Annotated in this window: 15 protein-coding genes; 7 read left to right on the top strand and 8 right to left on the bottom strand. The window is 45.0% G+C overall.

Features of this window, described 5'->3' with window-relative positions; genetic code table 11:
• Positions 1-167 precede the first annotated feature (167 nt).
• Together LDX50_RS17215 and LDX50_RS17210 are read left to right on the top strand one after the other, a co-directional pair.
• On the top strand, positions 168-1856 hold the full coding sequence (locus tag LDX50_RS17215) for a DUF885 family protein (RefSeq protein WP_225698546.1): 1689 nt from the start codon (positions 168-170) through the stop codon (positions 1854-1856).
• A complete protein-coding gene (locus tag LDX50_RS17210; protein WP_225698545.1) occupies positions 1849-2841 on the top strand; it encodes a ligand-gated ion channel in 993 nt (330 codons plus the stop codon). Before LDX50_RS17215 ends, LDX50_RS17210 begins: the two co-directional genes overlap by 8 nt.
• Before the next feature lie 4 nt (positions 2842-2845).
• On the opposite strand, the gene LDX50_RS17205 is transcribed toward LDX50_RS17210, so the two are convergent.
• From LDX50_RS17205 to LDX50_RS17190, 4 genes are all read right to left on the bottom strand, one after another.
• Positions 2846-3934, bottom strand: a complete 1089-nt coding sequence (locus LDX50_RS17205) for an Sb-PDE family phosphodiesterase (protein ID WP_225698544.1) — start codon at positions 3932-3934, stop codon at positions 2846-2848.
• Positions 3935-4008: 74 nt separating this feature from the next.
• Complete coding sequence (locus LDX50_RS17200) at positions 4009-4953, bottom strand: fatty acid desaturase family protein (RefSeq protein WP_225698543.1); 945 nt, start codon at positions 4951-4953, stop codon at positions 4009-4011.
• 253 nt (positions 4954-5206) lie between these two features.
• Entirely contained in the window at positions 5207-6304 is a 1098-nt protein-coding gene (locus LDX50_RS17195) for a Gfo/Idh/MocA family protein (protein ID WP_225698542.1), read from the bottom strand.
• A 10-nt stretch (positions 6305-6314) separates the two neighbouring features.
• Complete coding sequence (locus LDX50_RS17190; RefSeq protein WP_225698541.1) at positions 6315-7928, bottom strand: sulfatase family protein; 1614 nt, start codon at positions 7926-7928, stop codon at positions 6315-6317.
• Positions 7929-8014: 86 nt separating this feature from the next.
• On the opposite strand from LDX50_RS17190, the gene LDX50_RS17185 reads away from it, so the two are divergent.
• Complete coding sequence (locus LDX50_RS17185; protein ID WP_225698540.1) at positions 8015-10243, top strand: molybdopterin-containing oxidoreductase family protein; 2229 nt, start codon at positions 8015-8017, stop codon at positions 10241-10243.
• Positions 10243-11301, top strand: coding sequence for an SDR family NAD(P)-dependent oxidoreductase (locus LDX50_RS17180; protein ID WP_225698539.1), 1059 nt, complete (start codon positions 10243-10245; stop codon positions 11299-11301). Before LDX50_RS17185 ends, LDX50_RS17180 begins: the two co-directional genes overlap by 1 nt.
• A 1-nt stretch (position 11302) precedes the next feature.
• Here LDX50_RS17180 and LDX50_RS17175 read toward each other — a convergent pair whose 3' ends face one another.
• The gene (locus LDX50_RS17175; RefSeq protein WP_225698538.1) at positions 11303-11509 is read right to left on the bottom strand and encodes a YgaP family membrane protein; all 207 of its coding nucleotides are present in this window, start codon (positions 11507-11509) and stop codon (positions 11303-11305) included.
• A 267-nt stretch (positions 11510-11776) separates the two neighbouring features.
• On the opposite strand from LDX50_RS17175, the gene LDX50_RS17170 reads away from it, so the two are divergent.
• A complete protein-coding gene (locus LDX50_RS17170) occupies positions 11777-12403 on the top strand; it encodes an NADPH-dependent F420 reductase (protein WP_338030004.1) in 627 nt (208 codons plus the stop codon).
• Here the strand turns inward: LDX50_RS17170 and LDX50_RS17165 are convergent.
• Complete coding sequence (locus LDX50_RS17165; protein WP_225698536.1) at positions 12386-13396, bottom strand: Gfo/Idh/MocA family protein; 1011 nt, start codon at positions 13394-13396, stop codon at positions 12386-12388. The two genes, LDX50_RS17170 and LDX50_RS17165, sit on opposite strands and share 18 nt — an antisense overlap.
• 100 nt (positions 13397-13496) lie before the next feature.
• Between LDX50_RS17165 and LDX50_RS17160 the strand changes: the two genes are divergently transcribed.
• A complete protein-coding gene (locus LDX50_RS17160) occupies positions 13497-14561 on the top strand; it encodes an AI-2E family transporter (RefSeq protein ID WP_225698535.1) in 1065 nt (354 codons plus the stop codon).
• Here the strand turns inward: LDX50_RS17160 and LDX50_RS17155 are convergent.
• Complete coding sequence (locus tag LDX50_RS17155; protein WP_225698534.1) at positions 14558-18076, bottom strand: AsmA family protein; 3519 nt, start codon at positions 18074-18076, stop codon at positions 14558-14560. The genes LDX50_RS17160 and LDX50_RS17155 overlap by 4 nt on opposite strands.
• A 179-nt stretch (positions 18077-18255) precedes the next feature.
• Between LDX50_RS17155 and LDX50_RS17150 the strand changes: the two genes are divergently transcribed.
• Positions 18256-20586, top strand: a complete 2331-nt coding sequence (locus tag LDX50_RS17150; protein ID WP_225698533.1) for a DUF748 domain-containing protein — start codon at positions 18256-18258, stop codon at positions 20584-20586.
• Here the strand turns inward: LDX50_RS17150 and LDX50_RS17145 are convergent.
• On the bottom strand, positions 20583-21014 hold the full coding sequence (locus tag LDX50_RS17145; protein ID WP_225698532.1) for a hypothetical protein: 432 nt from the start codon (positions 21012-21014) through the stop codon (positions 20583-20585). The genes LDX50_RS17150 and LDX50_RS17145 overlap by 4 nt on opposite strands.
• Positions 21015-21044: the final 30 nt, after the last annotated feature.

Below are 21044 nucleotides of genomic sequence, written 5' to 3'. Positions count from 1 at the left end.
AAGTGCCAAATTTAGAACATCCTTGGTTTTGACCTTCTTAAATTCAATATTTTTTAATCAATTCTGTTCAGAATTCAACAGGGTCTTTTCCAGCTATAAGAAACAGTAGTCGCATACAAATGTTTAAACTGACCATATTTTGATACTTTTTTGCATATTGTGGAAATATGAACCTGAAAAGAATTACTCCGATTTTCCTGATCATCCTTTTGATCAGCGCCTGTACTCAGCAAGAGCAAGATTCTGTTGCCGTGCCGGAAGAAATTAAAAATGTCCCTGCCACCTATCAGGAGCTCCAGGCTTTCTTTCTGGAATGGCGTGAATTTCTCAGGCCCGATGAGGTGAATGGCATTCCGGATTACAGTGATGAGGCGATGGCACAACAGTATGATGAACTATCCGATTGGAAAAATCGGCTGGACGCGATTGATACGGCGGGCTGGCCAGTGGCACACCAGGTGGATTGGTTCCTGGTTTGGGCAGAGATGAACGGACTTGAATTCGCCCATCGGGTGAAAAAACCCTGGAAAAGGGACCCGTCCTTCTATGTCTGGTTCTTTTCCTATCCGACCGACGTACCAGAGCGAGAGGCCTCCAATGCGTGGGGTGCAGTGGAATATGACTATTACCCCAAACCCTTATCAGCTGAAGATGCGGATAAAATCAGCCATCAATTGCGTAAGGCACCGGCTCTCTGGGAGCAGGCCAGGAAAAATCTGACAGGTAACGCCCGTGATTTATGGGTATTGAGTGAAAGGAGCTTCCGGGATCAAAGTGCCGATCTTGAACAGTTCTCAGCTTTGATGCAGTCTGAACATCCGGATCTCGCTGCCGCAGCACTGGAAGTTCGTGATGCTTCGGAGGATTTTGCTGATTGGATTGCATCCCAAAGTTCACAGAAGACAGGCCAGTCCGGCGTGGGTAAGGCCAATTATTCATGGAATTTGAAGAAGGTTCACCTGTTGCCCTACACATGGGAGGAAGAGCTCACACTCATTGAGCGGGAGCTGTCCCGGGCGCATTCCTCGCTCAGGTTGGAGGAAAACCGAAACCGCAATCTGCCGGGGTGGGAAAAGATCGATTCCCCGGAAGCATACGATAAGGCTGTGAAGGAGGCAATTGATGATATGATGAGCTTCTTTGAAAAGGAAGAGATCCTGACTATTGTGCCCAATATGGATCCGGCATTACGTGAAAGAGCAGGAACATTCGTGGAATCAGACGGCCTTCGCGGTTTTTTTGACGAAGTGATTTACCGCGATCCGATGACCATGCGGGCACACCATTATCACTGGCTCGACCTGGCACGAATGAGGGATGAACCACATCCGAGCATTATTCGAAGTACACCATTGCAGTTTAATATTTTCGATGGCAGGGCCGAAGGAATGGCCACTGGCGCGGAGGAAATGTTCATGCATGCGGGATTGTATGAAGGCCGGCCGCGCGGACGTGAATTAGTGTGGGTAATGCTTGCCCAGCGTGCGGCACGGGCATTGGGAGCGTTGCATCAGCATGGTTTATTAACTGATTTTGATGGCGCAACACAAATCGCATCAAAATACACGCCCTGGGGATTATTGCCTGCAGACGGGGGAACAATTCAGGTGGAGGAGCATTTTTACCTGACCCAGCCCGCCTACGGAACGAGCTACGTGATCGGAAAGATCGAAATAGAAAAATTACTTGCCGAATATGCGCGGCAGCGTGAAGGCCAGTATTCACTCCGGGAATTTTTTGATGAATTTAATTCTAAAGGTGTGATCCCTGTTTCATTAATCTATTGGGAGATGACCGGTGACCGGTCGATGCTGGATAAGGCACTAACAGAAAGTAAACTGGAAGACCTTGAGTGATATAAAGACTATAGTCTTGCCCCTTATCTTGCTCCTGCTATGTTTTTCAGGTATCTGCCTGGCACAAAATCCCGGTACACCCGGGCAAAAGGAGGAAGTGAAGGTTGGATTTGTGTTGCTGGACCTCTTCAATATAGATAATGTTAAAGGTACTGTGAGCGGAGAATTTGTGTTTACTTTGAGCTGGACGGATACCTCACTGGTTAGACCCGGACAAACAGCTCCCATCATTCTGCCATATGATTCGGTAAACCCTCCGCAAATTCAGATCCGGAATGTGATTGACTACAGATCATTCCGTGAGCGATCGGTAACGGTCCTTCCGAATGGCGAGGTAAATTCCCGGCATCGGCTCACAGGTATCTTAAATACGAAATTTAATTTTCGAAAATTCCCATTTGACCGGCAGACGCTCGGTATTAGTATTTTTGATACCAGTGTTGAGCAGGATGTGAGGCTAATCCCGGATGATCGTTACCAGGGCATCTTCAAACCGGATAGTCTCAGCATACCGAATTGGAAGGTCATGTACAACGGGATGAGAACCTATTCAGATGTTGAATATGGCATACCATTTCAGTCAATCGTATTCAGCTATTCGCTTGTCCGAATTTCAGAGTTTTATATCTGGAAAGTGGTTTTTCCGATGGTGCTGGTGGTATTGATGTCGTGGTCGGTTTTCTGGATCGACCCGAAAAATATTTCTGCACAACTCACTGTTTCAGTTACGGCCATTCTTACCTTAATTGTATTCCAGTTTTCAGTGGCACAAACGTTACCTGAACTGCCTTATCTTACTTCGCTCGATAAATATGTTATCGGTACTGATATTTTTGTGTTCATGGCTTTCCTGGAAACGCTCATTACCAGCTATCATGAGGACAGGGGAAAGAAAGAGCTTTCAGCGCTAATCGACCGTACTTCGCGAATACTGTTTCCTGCCGTTTTTGTTTTGTTTATTTTACTAACGCTGATAATTTTTTAGAAACCTAATACTCAACTTTCAGAATAATCTCCGGATGGGTCTTTGGGGCAGTAACCGCGTTTAGGACCCGAAATCTGAGCTCGAATTGGTCCTTGAAGTCAATCGTTTTTACATCGATTAAATTTTCACCAGGATGAATCTCAATTACATCCGAATGTGAATGAAATGTATATTCAGAGAGGTTCTCCAGAATAAAAGTTACCCCGGTTTTATTATTGATCTGTACTCTTGCAACCTGTTCATTATATTGAAGTTTACCGGTCTCGAGGGAGGCGTTAAGAAGAGGCAGAATATTCTCCTCCTTGCCTACCAGCAGATCATTAAACCAAACGGCGGTTCTGCCTGCTTTCAGGGCTGCTTTTATTTCAGATTCCGACCGGTCCTTTGTAAATAACAGGGTAAGCGGACGATGACCGCCTTCCGGTATGTCAAATTCCCAGTCGACAAGACCGTGGATATCCGACGTCCCTAATATGGTAAGATTATTATCCAGTGCAATCTGCAGCGCCTCATCGGAAAACATGTGTTCATTAACCACTTCAATTCCATGCAGCAGACCTTCTGAAATCAGCGTTCTGTGAAGATCAGTGAGTTTCGCGACCCCGTCTTTATAATGGTAGGCCCACATGGGATGGTTCCAGAACGTAAAGGCGCCTTGCCGGTTGGCCTCACGGAAGACTTCCAGTACATCGTCTTTCAGCAATTTATTGGCATCCTGAATGAAAATGGCATTGCTGTGCCCGGGAGGCATCGATCGGGTGATTTCAGATCCCGGAACAACGATCAGGTTTTCTTTTGCCGCGATTTTTGAAGCAATTTCGTAAGAACGGTTGCGATCGGGATGCGGAATATCATCTTCATGTGGCTGATATTCGAGATGTTCTGTCATGGCGATCAGGTCCAACCCCTCACGAACCGCTTCATACACCCGGATATCCGGCCATACGCTGCCATCTGAAAAAACGGTATGCATATGCAGATCAACCTTCAGTGTTTCATAGCCCGGTACATCCGGGAAATTGGAATCGTTTTCCTGTGCCAGCAGGTTCACAGATAAGCCGGCCATTAGCATGATAGTCGCAATCTTTTTCATTGGGGGCATACGTATTTTCTTCAAGATAAAAAGAATCCTGAATTTTATGGTGTTGAAGATACCGAGGTTAATTGTTACTGCCTGCCCAACTGCTTCAGCCAGGAAGCGTGGTCGGCCACAGCACCTACGAAGGTTTTTTTGGAATAATAGGGCAATCCGAATTCCCGCGCGGTTCGTTCCACGATGGTAGAAACCTGCGGGTAATGTACATGACTGATGTTCGGCATCAAATGGTGTTCCACCTGGTAATTAAGACCCCCGATAAACCAGTTTAAGAGTCGATTTTTCGGAGCGAAATTACTGGTAGTTGCCAGCTGATGGATTGTCCAGTTATTAGCAATGAGACCAGTTTCATCGGGTAACGGGAAATCCGTTGACGGCACTACATGTGCTGCCTGAAATACAATCGTGATACTCAGCCCTGTAAGGAAATGCATCGATAAAAAGGCCAGAACGATCAGCCACGGCGAAAGTGGAATCATAATCAATGGAATGATCAGTGTGATCGAAATATGAACAATCTTCCATGCAATGATCTTGGCGAGTTCCTTATACACCTCATTTTTGCCCTTGAAATACCCCATTTTGTGATATTTGATCAGGCGGACATAATCTTTTGCGGCAAACCATGAAAGTGTTGATAACCCATAGAAGAACCAGACATAAAGATGCTGATACCGGTGTACCCAGTAGCGCTTTGCGTGAGGAGAGAAGCGTAAAAAGAACGGCGCATTGATGTCGTCATCATGCTCCTGAATATTCGTATACGTATGATGCAGGATATTATGCTGCACTTTCCAGACATTCGCATTCGCACCAAGAAGGTTCATGGAATACCCTATGATTTTATTTACACGGCGGTTCTTTGAATAGGAGCCATGAAGTGCATCATGCATGATACCCATACCAACACCCGCCATGCCGATACCGGCCAGCAGATACAATGCGAACATGAGCCAAACACTGCTCACAATACCCAGACATAGAACAATCAGCGGACCCAGAAATATGGACAGCATAAAAATGGTTTTGAACACCATTTTGCCATTTCCCTGACGTTGAATACCGTTCGATTTAAAATAATGATTAACCCGTTCGTTGAGCGTTTTTGTGAACTCCGAACCGGTTTCGGTAGAAAATTTGAGATTTTTGATGATAATGAATTTTGATGATGTTTCTACAAAGGTAGGATAGTTTCCTGATACCCGGTATTAAATTATACATTTAGACCTAATATCCTTTAAACGGTAGAAATTTAACTTACGTTCCATTTTAGTCTTTATTCAGAACTATCGATTTCCCGCTTTGTGCCGAATTCATTGCCGCCTGAAGAATTTCCATGACGATCATATTGTTTTCAAGCGATGAGGGATTATAAGGTTCTGGTTGAATTTCACCGTTCAGCACTGCTGCGAAATAGGCAAAAGGATCATCCGCCGGTGAATTCAACGGTGCAGCTTTATGCATTTGCCATTTCTCGTCTCCAGGAAGCCTGATACGCATATTGGATCCGTCATCAGCAATAGCATATCCAACAGCGCCATACACTTCCATATCCTTTCGGTTGAAAGGCCAGTTCCATGATGCCTGAATAATGACCTGCGCCCCGGGATATGTTACAAGAATAGTTGCTTCATCATCCACCTTAGGGTATTTGTCGGGCTTCATCTGTTGTGTAAACGCGAATACCTCTATTGGCCGCTCACCCTGCATGAACCACGTACTCAGATTCGCGCCATAACATCCGAAATCGGTGAGCGCACCGGCACCATTCCAATGAGGATCTGTGAGCCACTCTAAAAATTCCTTGTTCACACCAATCTCTTCCGGGCCCTGGTGCCCGTCATGAATAACCATTTTGCGAATATCTCCCAGTCTATTTTCCTTCACGGCCAGGTCAAATATCGCGTGATTCGAACCATACCAGGTGGTTTCATAATTCGTTAGCAGCCAAATATTGTGCTTCACAGCCAGTGCCTCCATTTGCTTCGCATGGTCCAGGCTAACTGCCAGTGGCTTTTCCACCATTACATGTATGCCACGCGGTGCACATTTTTCAACTACCTGAAGATGATCGTAAATCGTATTGAAGGCAAAAACAGCATCCGGTTTCACCTCCTCAAGCATGGTATCCAGGTCACTGTACACAATATCCATTGAAAAATTATGCTGAACTGAATAACGACGGGCCAAATCCGTATTACTTTCCTGAATCCCAACAATTTCAATGTCGCCGCGGTCCTCCCGGCCCAGAATCCAGTGAACGTGCGTATGTACCAGGCCCACGACTGCAACGCGCAGGGGTTTTTCAGTCTGACTATAACTGGTGAGAGAAATAAGCAGTGCGAATATTACGAGTAATCTGCGCATGTGATTGGCGCTATTCATCAAAATAATGTTCCTTTCCATTAACGTCGGTATAGTGATAATAGATCATGGACGGCCAGGCAGCACTCCGATTTAATGCCGACCATTCTTTAAAAGCAGCAACCAGGGAATCAATTACAGGAGGTTTTTCAGCATACCGGTCTGTGAATTCAAAAGGATCCTCTTTGATAAAATAGAGTGACGAATCGCCGTTATCCTCATTCCAGGTAAGTTTCCATCGTGCATTACGTACCGCCCGGTTGTCACCCATCTGAAAAAAAACATACTCATGCGCGGGTTGTGCTTTCAATACCGACTCCAGAAGGTTGGCACCGTCATAAATACGATCACCTGACAGTGAAGCGCCTGCAGCATTCGCAGATGTCATGAAAAGATCGGTTGCATGTGTAAGTTGGTCATAGGTGCTATTTTCAGGGATAACGCCCGGCCAGGACATGAGCATCGGCACTTTTACACCGCCCTCGAAATTGGTGATCTTTCCTCCCTGGTAATCTCCATTGTCGGTAGTTAGATTATACTCTGCACCGCCATTATCACTGATGAACATCACAAGCGTATTTTGTGCCAGCCCGGTTTCATCCAGGTAATCCAACAGTCGCCCGATGTTGTCGTCGAGTGATTTGATCATCGCATAATGTACCCGCTTGTATGGATCTTCGACACCTGCAAATTCGTTCACATACTCATCCGGTGCCTGTAGCGGTGTATGCGGTGCGTTATAGGCAGCTACACAATAAAATGGGTTGTCATTGTTTTTGCTGATAAATTCAATTGCTTCGTCGGTGATGGCATCAGTCAGGTATCTTGATTCACTGATCTCCTGGCCATTTTTCCGGATCGCGTGCAAGCCTTCCCGCTGCCCCTCCCAGATGTATTCATCGGTGAAGTCCTCCGGGATCTTCTGGTCGGTGAAACCCGGTGTTCCCTCAGGCACATAAAGACTGTGTGAAGCCATGAATCCGTAGAATTCATTAAAACCAAAGGCCAGCGGTGAATTCGATTCAAGTTTTCCCACATGCCATTTTCCAATGTATGCGCTCGAATAACCCTGTTTTTTTACTATTTCTGCAAGGCTGATTTCCGATAAAGGCAATCCCATTTCAGCGATGACCTGTTCATCCGGAACTTCTGTCTGGTACTGAGGCTCCCAGGGATAACTGTCAATCAGGTATTTGAAGGCATAGTATTCAATCCGGTTCGAAAGGTAACGCTCGTGCAGCTGATGTTCAAAACCAAAACGCTGATTGTACCTTCCTGTGAGGATGGAGGCACGCGAAGGACTGCAAACCGGTGAGGAAACATAGGCATTCGTGAACTTTACTCCGCGTTTTGCCAGGCGTATCAGGTTGGGCACATGAACAGGCCCATCGGTATACAGGTCTGTATCTGCGATACTAAGGTCATCTACGATAAGCCAGAGAATATTTGTTTTTGATGAATCGGCCAAACCACCGGGTTTATTTAAATATTCTTCTTTACCATTTAATAGCCTGGTATCCGGCTCAAGGTTGTATGAACCTTTGTCCATGGGTATGAACATATAGATCAGCAAGCTTGGAATAATGATGATGGAAGGGACGAAAAGATTTTTAATTTTCTTTTTCAATGAATTTCCGGTTATTTTCAGCCACAAAATATAAGACTATCTACGAAGGTAAAAAATCGTCATCGAAATTTTAGGGCGGACAGAAAATGAAAAAACACCATACTTTTTGCAGGATTTGTGAGTCATTATGCGGATTGGAGGTTGTGACGGACGGAGATAAGGTTGTCTCTGTTGCACCCGATCCGAACCATGTGGCGACGGAAGGATTTTCATGTGTAAAAGGATTGCGGCAGCACGAAATGTACCAGTCCCCTGATCGTCTCAAATATCCCTTGAAACGGATGGATGATGGAAATTATGAGCGGATATCGTGGGAACAGGCTATTTCGGAGATTGGGGCGAAAGTGAGAAAGCTTCGATCTGATGACGGTCCTGATTCAATTGGAATGTATGTAGGTACTGCCGCCGGGTTTGGTGTGCTGCACCCGGTATTTGCGCAGGGATTTATGACCGGTATTGGCTCTAAAAGCATGTATGCATCGGCAACGCAGGACTGCTCCAACAAATTTGCCGTATCAAGACACATGTACGGTTTCCCGTTTACACTTCCGTTTCCGGATCTTGAGAATACCGAATGCCTGATTGTGGTTGGGGCAAATCCGGTCATTTCAAAATGGTCCTTCCTGCAGGTTCCAAATCCGATTGAAAAGCTGCGGCAACTGGAGCGTAGAGGAGCAAAGTTGTACTTTGTAGATCCCCGCAAAACCGAATCTGCGCAGGTGGCCGGGAGTCACGTATTTATTCGTCCGGGCACTGATGTCTTCTTTTATCTGTCATTTCTCCATGAGTTGATAGAGCAGGGAGGCGTAGACAGGGATCAGGTGTCTTCATGGACAGAAGGTTTTGATTCGCTGAAGGAACTCGCAACCAACTGGCCGGCAAACCGGACTGAAGCGGTTACAGGCATTCCAGCAGATGTACTCAGCAGGATGGTGGCCGACTATATCAGCGCGGATGGGGCAGCGCTCTACTGTTCCACCGGCGTGAATATGGGCGGTAACGGAACCCTGGCGTTCTGGATTCAGGAGTCTATCAATGCCATTTCCGGCAACCTGGACCGGAAGGGTGGAACACTTGTGGGAAAGGGGATCATAGATTTCATAAAATTCGGGGTGAAAAATGGGGTTCTCATGCGGGATGATACCTCCCGGGTGGGCAATTTCTCTGCTGTAAATGATGCATTTCCCGGCGGTATCATGGCCGATGAGATTCTCACGCCGGGTGATCGGCAGTTGAAGGCGCTTTTTGTAACCGGAGGAAATCCACTTATCACCATGGCAAATTCAGGCCGGCTCAGGAAAGCCTTCCGAAAACTGGAATTACTTGTCACGCTTGATATCTATCAGAACGAAACAAGTTCGGAGGCGCACTATGTGCTTCCTTGCACAGACCCATTGCAGCGGCCGGACCTGCCTTTTATTTTTCCACTCATGCTGGGATTACAAATGAAACCCTATCTCCAGGCTACCCGTGCCATTGTTCCCCCGGAAGGGGAGCAGCGTGATGAAGCGTCTATTTACCTGGATCTCGCACGTGCATCCGGCGTTTCAATCTTTGATTCGGCAGTGGCACAGCGGTTCTTTGAGTTCACAGCTGCGTTTCATTCGCGGGTAAAGGGGAAGAAAATTCGGGGGATACCCCAGGAATCATATCTTAACGGACTCCTTCGCCTGTCGCGCCAGAAGTCCTTTAAAAATCTCTTAAAGCATCAGCACGGCATCGAGCGTGAGCCGCATAAGCCCGGATCATTCCTCAGGAAACGTGTAATGACCCCTGATGGAAAGATTCAGCTCGCCCCTGAGATTCTTCTTTCCTATGCCAGCAAACTGGAAACAGATTTTAAGGCGGAAGAAAAGATGGCAGGAGAATTTAAACTGATTACAAAAAGGGCAGTAACGACCCATAATTCATGGACCCACAACATACCCCGTATGATCGCAAAAGGCAGAGATACGAATTATGCGTATTTCAACCCACTGGACATGGATGCACTGGGGGTTGAAGAGCTGGACCTGGTGGATATCAGCACCGATGCGGCAACCATACGAATTCAGGCAAAAGCTCTCGATACGCTCATGCCGAAGACAGTTGCCGTTCCTCACGGATGGGGACATCAGCATGCCAGGGGGTTGTCGGTTGCGAATAAGACCAGGGGTGTAAATGTGAACTTACTGGCAAAGGATGGTCCGGATAATATTGACAGGGTATCGGGTATGGCACATCTTACAGGCATACCTGTACGCATCAGAAAATCTGATGGAGATTTTCAGCCGACATGGTCAGGCATTAATTCAAAAATTGAACACGAAGAATAGTGGCACACGGAAGATTTGATAACCCCGTTATTGCAGCATTAGCCGGGGTAAAGGACTTTTTTAGAAAACAGGATCTTACAGATCGCCTCAAAGAAACCGACAGGGCTGATGGTAAAACCGTACTGATTACGGGTGCTAATTCCGGTCTGGGCTTCGGGATGGCCGTTGCATTTGCCAAACGTGGTGCCCACGTGATTATGGCCTGCCGGCGTCAGATCCCGGAGGCCGGTGAAGAAGTAAAAAGGCTCAGTGGCTCCGATAAGATTGAGATGCGGTATGTGGATTTCAGTAAAATCGGGACTATTCATGATTTTGCCGATGCACTTGAAAAGGACGGTATTCACATCGATATCCTAGTTTTGAATGCGGGGGTGGCACTGCCCGAATCCCGGCCAACCGAAAGCGGTCTGGAAGAGATGTTCCTGGTGAATTACATGTCGAACGTAATACTTGTTTCAAGATTGCTCGCGTCAGGAGTTGTTCGAAATAAGGCCATAGCGGGAAATGCCGTTGCAGGCGAGGTTCCCCGCCTCCTGTTTATCTCCTCAGATTCACATCAGGGTTCATCCTATATCGATCATGAACAATTCGGGACCTATGAAAAATACGGGGTAACCAAAGGCATGAATTACTATAGTTACTACAAGCTTGTGCTGAATACGTATGCTACTGAGCTTTCCAGAAGACTTAATCACGAGGGAGATATTGATGTAATCGTGAATGTCATGTGTCCCGGCCCTGTTGATTCAAAGATCATCAAGGAGGCACCCTGGTTGCTGCGGAAGATCCTGGGTGGCATATTTTCAATTGTATTCAAATCTCCTGAAGATGCTGCCCAGCCGGCTGTTTATATGTGTATCTCGGAGGATTACGCAGGAAAGACCAATGAATACCTGCATATGTTCAATGTGAAGAAAATGGACGAGAAGATCTATATTCCGGAAGAAGGTAAAAAATTATGGGATCATACGTACCAGGTATGGCAGCAATATGATCCCATGGCAATAAATTATCTGATTCTTGCAGAATCCCATACTTCGGAGAATCCTTCTGCTTAAATCATTCCTTCACTTTGCACGTTGAAATCCCGAAGGGTGCATAGAGCGGACAAAAACTTACGAAACTGGTGAGTACAAACACACCGGCCAGTACGAGTAAGACAATTCCAAGCGTTCCGCTAATCACATTGGCGTAGAACAGAACGGCGATCACGCCAGCAATCAGCAAACGGATGATCCTGTCGGCGCTTCCCATGTTTTTTTTCATGATTACATAGTTTTAGGTTACAAAATATTCCACAAGCAGCACAATTCCGGTAATGATTGCCAGGCAGATCATGCAGACCAGCAAAAACCGTATAACCTTATTACTTGTCACAGGGCTAATATAGCAGGTATAAAAGGGTATTTAAGTGATGTTCGTCAGGAAACAGACTAATATTTATTCGCAATATCAATATAATGGCCAGAAATTTGGTGGCAGACCCAACCTATTGGCGGCTCTTGAAGTTTAAGTAAACAGTATCATCTACTTTTGAATATGAAGATAGCCATCATCGGAACAGGGAATGTAGGAGGTACACTTGCCAAAGCATTCAACAGCGCCGGTCACACTGTGATCCTTGGGGTTCGTAACCCCGACAGCTACAAAGGAAAAGAAACACTGGAAGCAGCCGGACTGAAAGCCCTGGAAATACACCGGGCTGTGGAAGGCGCAGATTTGTTGGTTTTAGCCACTCCTGCCACCTCTGCCATAGAGGTCGCAAAGAGTCTGGGTGATACAACAGGAAAGATCATTATCGATACCATGAACGTAGTTATGGGAAGGGGGCCTGAAGGATATTCAAATACTACTGATGCGATATTGTCAAATACCACGGCAACAGATGTCGTAAAATGCTTTAATACTACCGGCTTTGAAAACATGGCCGATCCTGTTTACCAGGGCAAAGGCATCGACATGTTTGTTGCCGGTAGCAGTGATCGGGGGAAAAAGGCAGCCTCACAACTAGCCCGGGATATTGGTTTTGGCGCCGTCCATGACATGGGAGGAAATGACAAATTTTTTCTCATTGAGCAGCTGGCTAATGCCTGGATTAATCTGGCGATCTTTCAAGGCGAGGGCCGGGATATGGCGTTTCGGTTAGTGCGAAGATCCTGATGGAATATTTTCCATCCGAAGGGATTCTGCACTTTTGAATATCGCTTCAATAACTTTCATATTGTTATATGCATCTTCCAATGGCGTGGGCACTTCCGTTTGGTCCAGAATGGAGCGGGAGAAGTAGTCCGCCTGCAAGGTATAGTGATCGGAGGCCACAACTTCGATGATTTCTGTGCCATTTTCATTTTCCACATCGATGGTGCAATTCATATCCGAAGGAACGTTCACCGGCCGGTTGACGCGAATCCTGCCGTGATTTCCGATTATCTCCACGTACTGATCAGGAAAGCTTTGGGTTCCGCAGGTAAATGAGGAAAATCTGCCTTCACCAAAATCAAGAATGGCATTGGCAAGAATATCGACATGCCATTGGGGGTGATTTCTAAGGCTTCCGAATGCCCGCAAAGGTTCATGATTGAAAAGCCAGCGTGCAATGGAAACACAATAGCAACCGATATCCATGAGCCCGCCTCCACCTTTTTCAGGATCCGTCCGGATATTGGAGGGATCGTCCTTGAAGTAGGTAAAAAGGCTGTTTACCTGGTTAATATGGCCGATTGAACCACTATCTACCAGACTTCTGACCATCTGCCATTGCGGATGGAAGCGGTACATGAATGCTTCCATTACAAGGATATCCGGCTTTGTTTTTGCGTGCTGTAATAACTGTTCCGCCTGGCGTGCATTTAACGCTATAGGCTTTTCACAGAGAACATGCTTACCCAGATCCATCGAACGGATTGTCCATGGAACGTGCATGTCATTGGGAAGCGGGTTGTAAACCGCATCAATTTCCGGATCGTCGAGGAGTTCCTCATAACTGCCGTAAGCACGCCCGATGCCGAGTTCACTGGCAGTATTCTCAGCTTTTTCCATGGATCGGCTGGCGATGGCGACCACATCGCCGAACTGACTTTTCTGAACGGCTGGAATAAATTTTTCACGTGCAATTTTAGCAGTACTCAGGACTCCCCATCGAATTTTTTTCATCGGACTCATTTTTTTAAGAATCGGAATTTACGAAAAATACCCTTGGGGTACCAAGGAGTCTTTGACAAAGCCGTATAATTTTAACTATCTTTCATTTGTCATGGTAAATGAGTTTAAATCAGATCGTGTTGTGCGCGCAACTGCGTGGTTATTGTTGATTGGTCTTTCGTTGGCTATGATGATCCTGGGTCAGCAGTTGTTTATCCCGCTGACGTGGTCTCTGCTGTTTGCTTTTATTCTGTTTCCATTTTGTGACTGGATGGAAGGAAAAAAAATTGGACGAACCTGGTCATCACTGATCGCTACACTATTATTTACCATTCTGAGTGGTGTTGTGTTGTTTTACCTTGTTTATCAGTCAGTTCGGATTCTTCAGCAGGAAGGGGCTGTTTATGATACCATTTCACAGGCTTATGAAAATATGCGTATGTGGTTCTATGATAAGCTCGGACTAGAGATTTTTCATCCAAAGGAAGGGGCCCAGTTCGGGTCAGATTCACTCGGCCGTGTAATTAATTTTGCGGCCCGTGAAATCAGTTCGATCGGAAAGAATATTGTGACGATTACGCTGATTCCCATGTTTTTGTTTTTTCTGTTGCTATACCGCGGACTAGCATGGAAATTCACCCGTACCAGATATGAGGGCAAGCAACTAGAACAGCTCGAGACCTTTTATACGAAAAGTCAGTATTCAATACAGAATTACCTTTGGGGCACACTGATCTTAACTGGTGTGACAGCTGCGATGGCTTTTGTGATATTACTTTTATTCGGGATCAAGTATGCCTTCTTCTTCAGCATATTTATCGGGATCCTGAATCTAATTCCGTACATAGGCAATCTTGCTGCGTTTGTTGTGGTACTGCTTTTCGTTTATGTTACCAAACATGATATCGGACTCACCATATTTTGTGGATTAGCACTTTACAGTGCAAATCTGATGCAGGAAAATTTTCTTCGGCCAAAGCTTGTAGGTGATAAGATGAAAATGAACGCAATGGTTGTTTTTACTGCAGTGATACTGGGTGGAATGATATGGGGTTTTTCCGGGATGGTGTTGTTTATTCCATTGCTGGGTGTGCTTAAATCCCTGTTTGAAAGTCATCCTGATCTGAAAGTCTATGGAATCTTTTTTGAAACGGGAGATGAGCCTGATTCAGATTAATCTGAAACATTGGATGCGCTTTTTCCTTTTCTGACGGCAGCCATTGCACCATGAATGGCACATTTCACCCAATAATTTATCGGGCCTTTAAACGTTATACGCTCCTGTTCAAATGTTCCGATGGCATCGGTCTTCGAATGTTTCAGAATGATGCCATCTGCCAGAGCGGTAAGCAGGGAAGAACCAAAGTTTTTTACGTCAGGGGAATGCTTCTTGAAAATTTCAATGTGCAGGTCTTCATAGGTCATCAGTGCCTGGCCAGTGGCAATGGAATCATTCGCGGTAACAGAAAGATCGTATTCCTTAAGATACCCCGACTTCAGTCGTACAGCTTCAAGCGGGTCGATCATGTGGTTCAGCGAATCAAGCACCATGTCGGTAAGACGTACTTCAAGATCAAAATGATTTGAATCTATTCTTGAATAGTTAAAAGCCATTAAACCCGAATCGTATAACTTGGCTGTACCTGTCAGTACGTTTTCAGATTCGGTTTTTGGCTTTCTGAGATTCATTTTAAAATCAATATCATTCAATACGATATAACCTTCCTGTCCTGTTTTTTCTCCAACTTCCCGATAGGTGAGAACTCCATCAGTAGCCTTGATGCCCAGCAGTTGAAATTTTTCTGAAAGTGGCAGGAGCTCCCTCAGCAAATAGGGTTTATTAACTGCCTCCGGGTCGGGCAGCGTTTTATCCCGCCGCAGTCTCACATTGAACCCCTCGATCTGAAGCTGTTCCGAAATAAATTGATTTTTCCTGAGAAGTGAGTCCCAAACAACCCCGTTAAAGACAAGATGATCGAAATTTCCGGATATCACATCGTTCTCAATTTCCATTTTCTCAACGAATTCCGGTTTTGCATCGATGCGTACGTCATAAATATGAAGCTGCTCCCCGGTATTCTTTATTTCACCAATATTAAAGGTTGAAGATGGCGTATCGAAACGGAGGTCACCCATATCTATTGCCACTTTGTTATCAGCTGTTCGTATGCTGATGTCGCCAAAAGCAATGAGTTGATCATTGATGGCCACTGTCCCCGGTGATATTTTTAGCACGTCAAACAAGGATAATGGTGCTATTGCCTTTTTCGTTTGTTTCGTTTGAGATGCATCTGATTTTTTTACTGATGTGGAATCAACCGGCTTTTTCTTTATTTGCATGAACGGTTTGTAAACTCCAATTTCCCCGACATGTGGCAGCGCTGACGGGCTCCAGGTGATATTTTCCAGGGATATGCTGTCTAATGTTGAATTCAGTGTATTTTCTGACTGAATAAATGATACCTGGTTAACACTGGCCATTTCAATATGCCATACTGAATCTGATTTTATTATTTCATTCAATGATATCTTCTGTAACTGAAGATTATCACCGGATGCCAGGGATAGGGAAACGCCGCTTATTTCAGATTGTTCTTTTGTAGCGATGTTCACGTCGTCAACACTGATATTGATCTTGTCGGAGGAATGCTTCAGCTGGTGCATTTGAGCCTGTATTTCACCAAATGTTGAAGCCTTGCCTGCTACCAATACTTCCTTGACCTTTAAATTGTCTGAAATAAAAGACAATTGGCTATTCTGAGAAAGTTCAAGGTTGGCTGTAATCCGGTCAAGCATGATACTTTCAAAAAAGAATTCCTGGACCGGTTTATCGGCTGTGTTTTTCTGTGTTGTATCTGGTTGAGGCAATGAACCGCTGATATCAATTTCGCTGATATGGAGGGTATTCCAGACGTGGTAAAATGGCTTGTTCGGATTAAAGTTCTCCGGTGTGGCCGTAAACCCCTTCAGGGTTAGGTTAATGTCTTTGAACGAACCTTGAACCGAAGATATCTCAAAGCGCTTTGGTTCAAAAAAAACGCCGGTGAGTGATGCCCGGATATCATTCTTACCGCTTGTGAAGGTTACGGAAGGTGATTTGAAATATCGCAGATCATAGGTCGTTCCATCTTCTATCACAAGATTTTCAGTAACCGCATTCAGATTTTGTATTTGGGCGTTGGTTTCGAGGTAATCGTAAATAATATTAATACTGTCCAGGACAACCTTGCCTAAATGAACAGTGGAACGTTCCCTTGCCGGCTTTGGAGGCCTGGAGCCGGAAGTATGTACAATATCACCCGTGGCTTCAAATAAGGTTAGGTTTCCACCTTTCATGAGGACCGAATCGGCAGACAGGTCATTTGTGTAAATAAAATTGAAGATATTAAAATTGTAGAGGGCCAAAGACTCACTTCTCAGGAGTTCTGCATTGATATCGGTATCAGTAAGGACAATGTCCTTGATATCCACATTATAGGTCTTATCGTAGACCATTTCCGAAAATTTTACAGCCAGTCCATTTCCCATATCCAGCTCAGTAGCGCTCAATGACAACCTGAGTTTCTCTATCATGAGTGTACTGCTGTCTTCAGTCACCACAAAGTTTGAGGTTTTCAATGTCATTTCGGGGAGCAGGAGACGTACAGTATCATTGGGCCGCATGATGTTGAGGTGTACTTCAGCCTTATTGATCTCTCCATTTCTAATCAGTAATTCCCGTAAATTCTTTTTGAGGAGGTCAGATACCGGCTGACGGCTCTTTATTTTTGAGGGATCTGCCTCATGCGGGAAGATATTCGCTGTAACGACAGGCTGATTGATTTGCAGTAAATCAAAGATATATTCCTCATCGAGAAGTTTTTCATAATCCATATCCTGGATTACCACGGAAGCGCCATCAAGTATGAGAACGGTTCGGTCCAGTGAATCCTTCTGTGTGAATGAATAGTTATCGATCTCAAGCTTGTGATCATCGTAGCTCCAGGTGATGGCATCAAAGGAAAATGAACTGGTTTCAAAGTCAATGCCTTGTTTGCCCAGCATAATTTTAAATTGTGCATCATCAGATAGATCGCGCATGTTCCAGTTGGCAATGAGCAGATCCAGCAACTGAACTTCTATGATCAGATCAGACTTGTTCAGCTGAAGGTCCGCCCTGTCGATCCGGAAGTCTTCAATGTCGAAGTTGTCCAGAATTGCCCTGATACCCGGATAAAAACTCACGATCTCATGGGCAATGTTTACGGGTTCCTTTTTATCCGTTGGTTCGTCGGGCTGCTGTGCGCTTACCCGTGCCAGCGGTTCTATGATTCTGAATAATTCAATCCTAAGCTGACCACTACCAAGCAGATCGAAAAAAGATCCCAGGTTTACTTCGATTTCCGGAATCCTGATGCCTAACAGCCCTGTGGAATCAGATTTGTCCACCTTGGCGATGTCCACACCCGACAGAGCGAAATCCAGTTCAAGATAATCTATTTTAGTGTTTCCAATCGTGAGTGCATACGTACCGTTGCTTTGTTTGTCGACCAGATCGATGAGCGTTTTTTTGAAGCCTTGTACTTTAAAGTATATCAGTCCGATGCAAACTGCCCCCAAAAGGAGAAAAGACAAAGCAATCAGAATTTTCCGAAGCCGCTTTTTTCTTCTTTTTAAAGGTTTCCGTACGACCGTTGCTTCGGGGTTATTCATTTGTTGTGATAATAATTGAACTGTGGGTTAAAATAGGAAATTAACAGGAAAGTGTTCTTCTGTAATTTACCATAAAAATGGATTTAACATGATCCACAATATAATTTGAAACAATCCAAATTGTTTAAATGTAAAAATCAATTGGCAAATTCTTATTTTCCGTTTGGAAATTATAATTCATGAAAAAGTTGTCCCCGCTAGCTAAGAAAATCCTGATTGGAATTGCCTTATTATTCGCTATAATTCTGTTTTCAATCCCGTGGATTGTGGAATATTATCTTGAAAAGAACGATGTCGAATGGCTGGGTCGTGAGGTGGAAGTGGCGGATATTGACATCAATCTATTTACCGGTAAAGTAGGAGTGTACAATGCATTTCTTTTTGAAGAAGACGGTACCACACCTTTTTTAAGATTCGAATCATTTGAGGCAAATATTCGGATGTTATCATTTCTGTCCGGAATTTTTGAACTGGAATATGTTACAGTTTCAAATTCCCTCCTTCGGATCGTTCAGACAGGCGAATCGTTTAACTTTGATGATCTCGCCAAACCGGGCGAGTCTGAATCCACCGGTGAGGATGATGAAGCTGGCGATCCGCCCAGGTATATCATCAATGAAATACTTCTTACCGGCGGGGCCTTTGAATACATCGATAATAATTTATCCTCGAGTATTTTGATCGACAGGATCCGGCTTGAAATCCCCAGGGTTTCCTATGATTACCCGGGATTAGACTTTATCCTGGCGGGAACACAACGGGAAGGTGGAGAACTGGGCTTTGATGGTTCTGTAAACTGGGGTGAATCAAATTTTGCCATGAATGGGGAAATTGCCGACTGGCAACTGCGCCCGTATAAAAACTATCTTAATTCCTACCTGGCAATTCAGGATTTTGCCGGCTTGTACAATCTTCAGCTTAATATAGCCGGAAAGTATGCAGATGAGAAAAGCATTGCGGCATCTGCCTACAGTACGCTTGACAAGTTTCTGCTGGTTGACAATAATTCCGACAGTCTCATTACCTGGAAGCGTGCAGAAATATTTGTGGATTCGGTAAATACTGAAGAACGGCTCTATGATATGGGTACAGCGACACTCGATGCACCCCATATATTATTTAAATATTTCAAGGAGGGCGACAGCTTCTCCGGTTTATTGCTGGATACGACTTCTGCCCAGGTGCTCGATACCGTTTCCGTCGCCCAGCAGGAGATCGTGTTTCAAAATCCGTTTCAATATATTTCAGAATACATCTACTACCTTATTGATGAGGAGGTATTAACGACCTATGGCGCAGACAGTATGGTGATTCATAAAGGCAGGGTCGATTTCCTTGACTATTCCCATCTAGAGGATGCGCAGATCACCCTGGAAAATTTAAATATCCTCATCCCTGAAGTAAGTCCGGAAGATTCAACTCTTTCCATGCTCATAAATTCGAGGATCAATAAAACGGGAAAGTTCAAAGGAGACATGACGCTCTACAGGGCGGGGCTTTCAAATATGGGCATAAATATGGAACTTTCTGATTTTTATTTGACCTCCTTTGATCCTTATTCAAGGCACTACACCGCACATCCGATGTGGGAAGGTGTCATGAACATGAAAAGTTCAACGACGATCCGTGACTACCAGGTTCAAAGTATGAATGAAATTGATATCCTGGATGTCAAAGTGGGAAATAAACTGGATATCGAGTCGGAATATAAGATTCCTCTCCGGTTCGCTGTGGGATTATTAAAGGATGTTAACGGTGATATCCGACTGGAGGTTCCCATCGAGGGCGACCTGCATGATCCGGAATATAAACTGGGCAAAGTGATTTTGAAGGTGATAATGAATCTTTTCGCCAAGGCGGTGGCTTCTCCATATAATTTACTGGCCAGGGCGTTTGATGCGGATGAGGATGACCTAAAATCCATCAAATTCGGAAATGACCAGGATTCACTTGCAAACCCCCAGATTAAGACAATGGACCTCACTGCCCGTGTGCTGGAGCGAAAATCAGATTTGAAAGTATTGCTGGAATACGTCTTTAACGAAAAGGAAGAAAAGGAAATTATTGCACTTCAGTATGCCAAGGAGAAGTACCTTCAGCAGGCGCCGGATTCAATCCGAGGCCTGGGCCGGGACCAGGTATCCAACAGGGATTCATTATTTGTTTTGTACCTGGAGGACAAGGTCGGAGGCCTGGGGCAGCGATCTGTTCAAGCTATGTGTATAGAACTCATCGGGGAAAGCATGCTTGACGAACGTGTTGCATACATTCGTGAGAGTCAGTGGAACCTGGTATCGGAATATCTCTATCAGGAGAAGGGTGTAAGTCCTGAACGCGCAGAAATGAAGGAAACTGAAGATGAAGGATTGATGTCGGTGTATTTACAGCCTACGTTTCTGATTAAGTATGATGTAAGGGACAGCATTCCTGATGGTGTGTTGGAGGAAAATAGACCAGCTGAATCCACTGTACCGGGCGATTCGGTAGTAGTGAATCCAACTGGTAATTAAAGCCGAACTGTAAATCCTACCGGCGCCCGGATTTCCCCGGGGTCGTACATATTCAGATACAGAACAACAGGTTCGGATTGTCCTTCCCAGGTGATCTGATATTTATCCAATAATCCCATGCCATCAAATCCATGTTCTGTTTCGAACGTGCAGCAACTGCCAATTCGCATGTATTTGAGTGATTGTCCTTCCGGACCGGCGAGTGAATTAAGGAACAAACGTTGTCTGATAGCGCCAAGTGAAAGGTCGTCACCGCCAATGTTTACCGGATTGTTGGCGGAATACCCATAGGAAATATCACTGGATATACCGAACAGCTGTATTCCCTGGTTGCCCTGTTCAAGATAAGTCATGTGTTGAACATGCATCACAGGTTCCGGACTGCAGCGAGTAAATAGTATGACGAGTAATAGTAATCCGTATCGCATGGATAGTCATTTTGACTTATATATGCTGGA

It is taken from the genome of Fulvivirga sedimenti (genome assembly GCF_020328055.1).
Note: the sequence above shows the minus strand (reverse complement) of the source record. Positions and strands in the feature narration are given on the sequence as shown.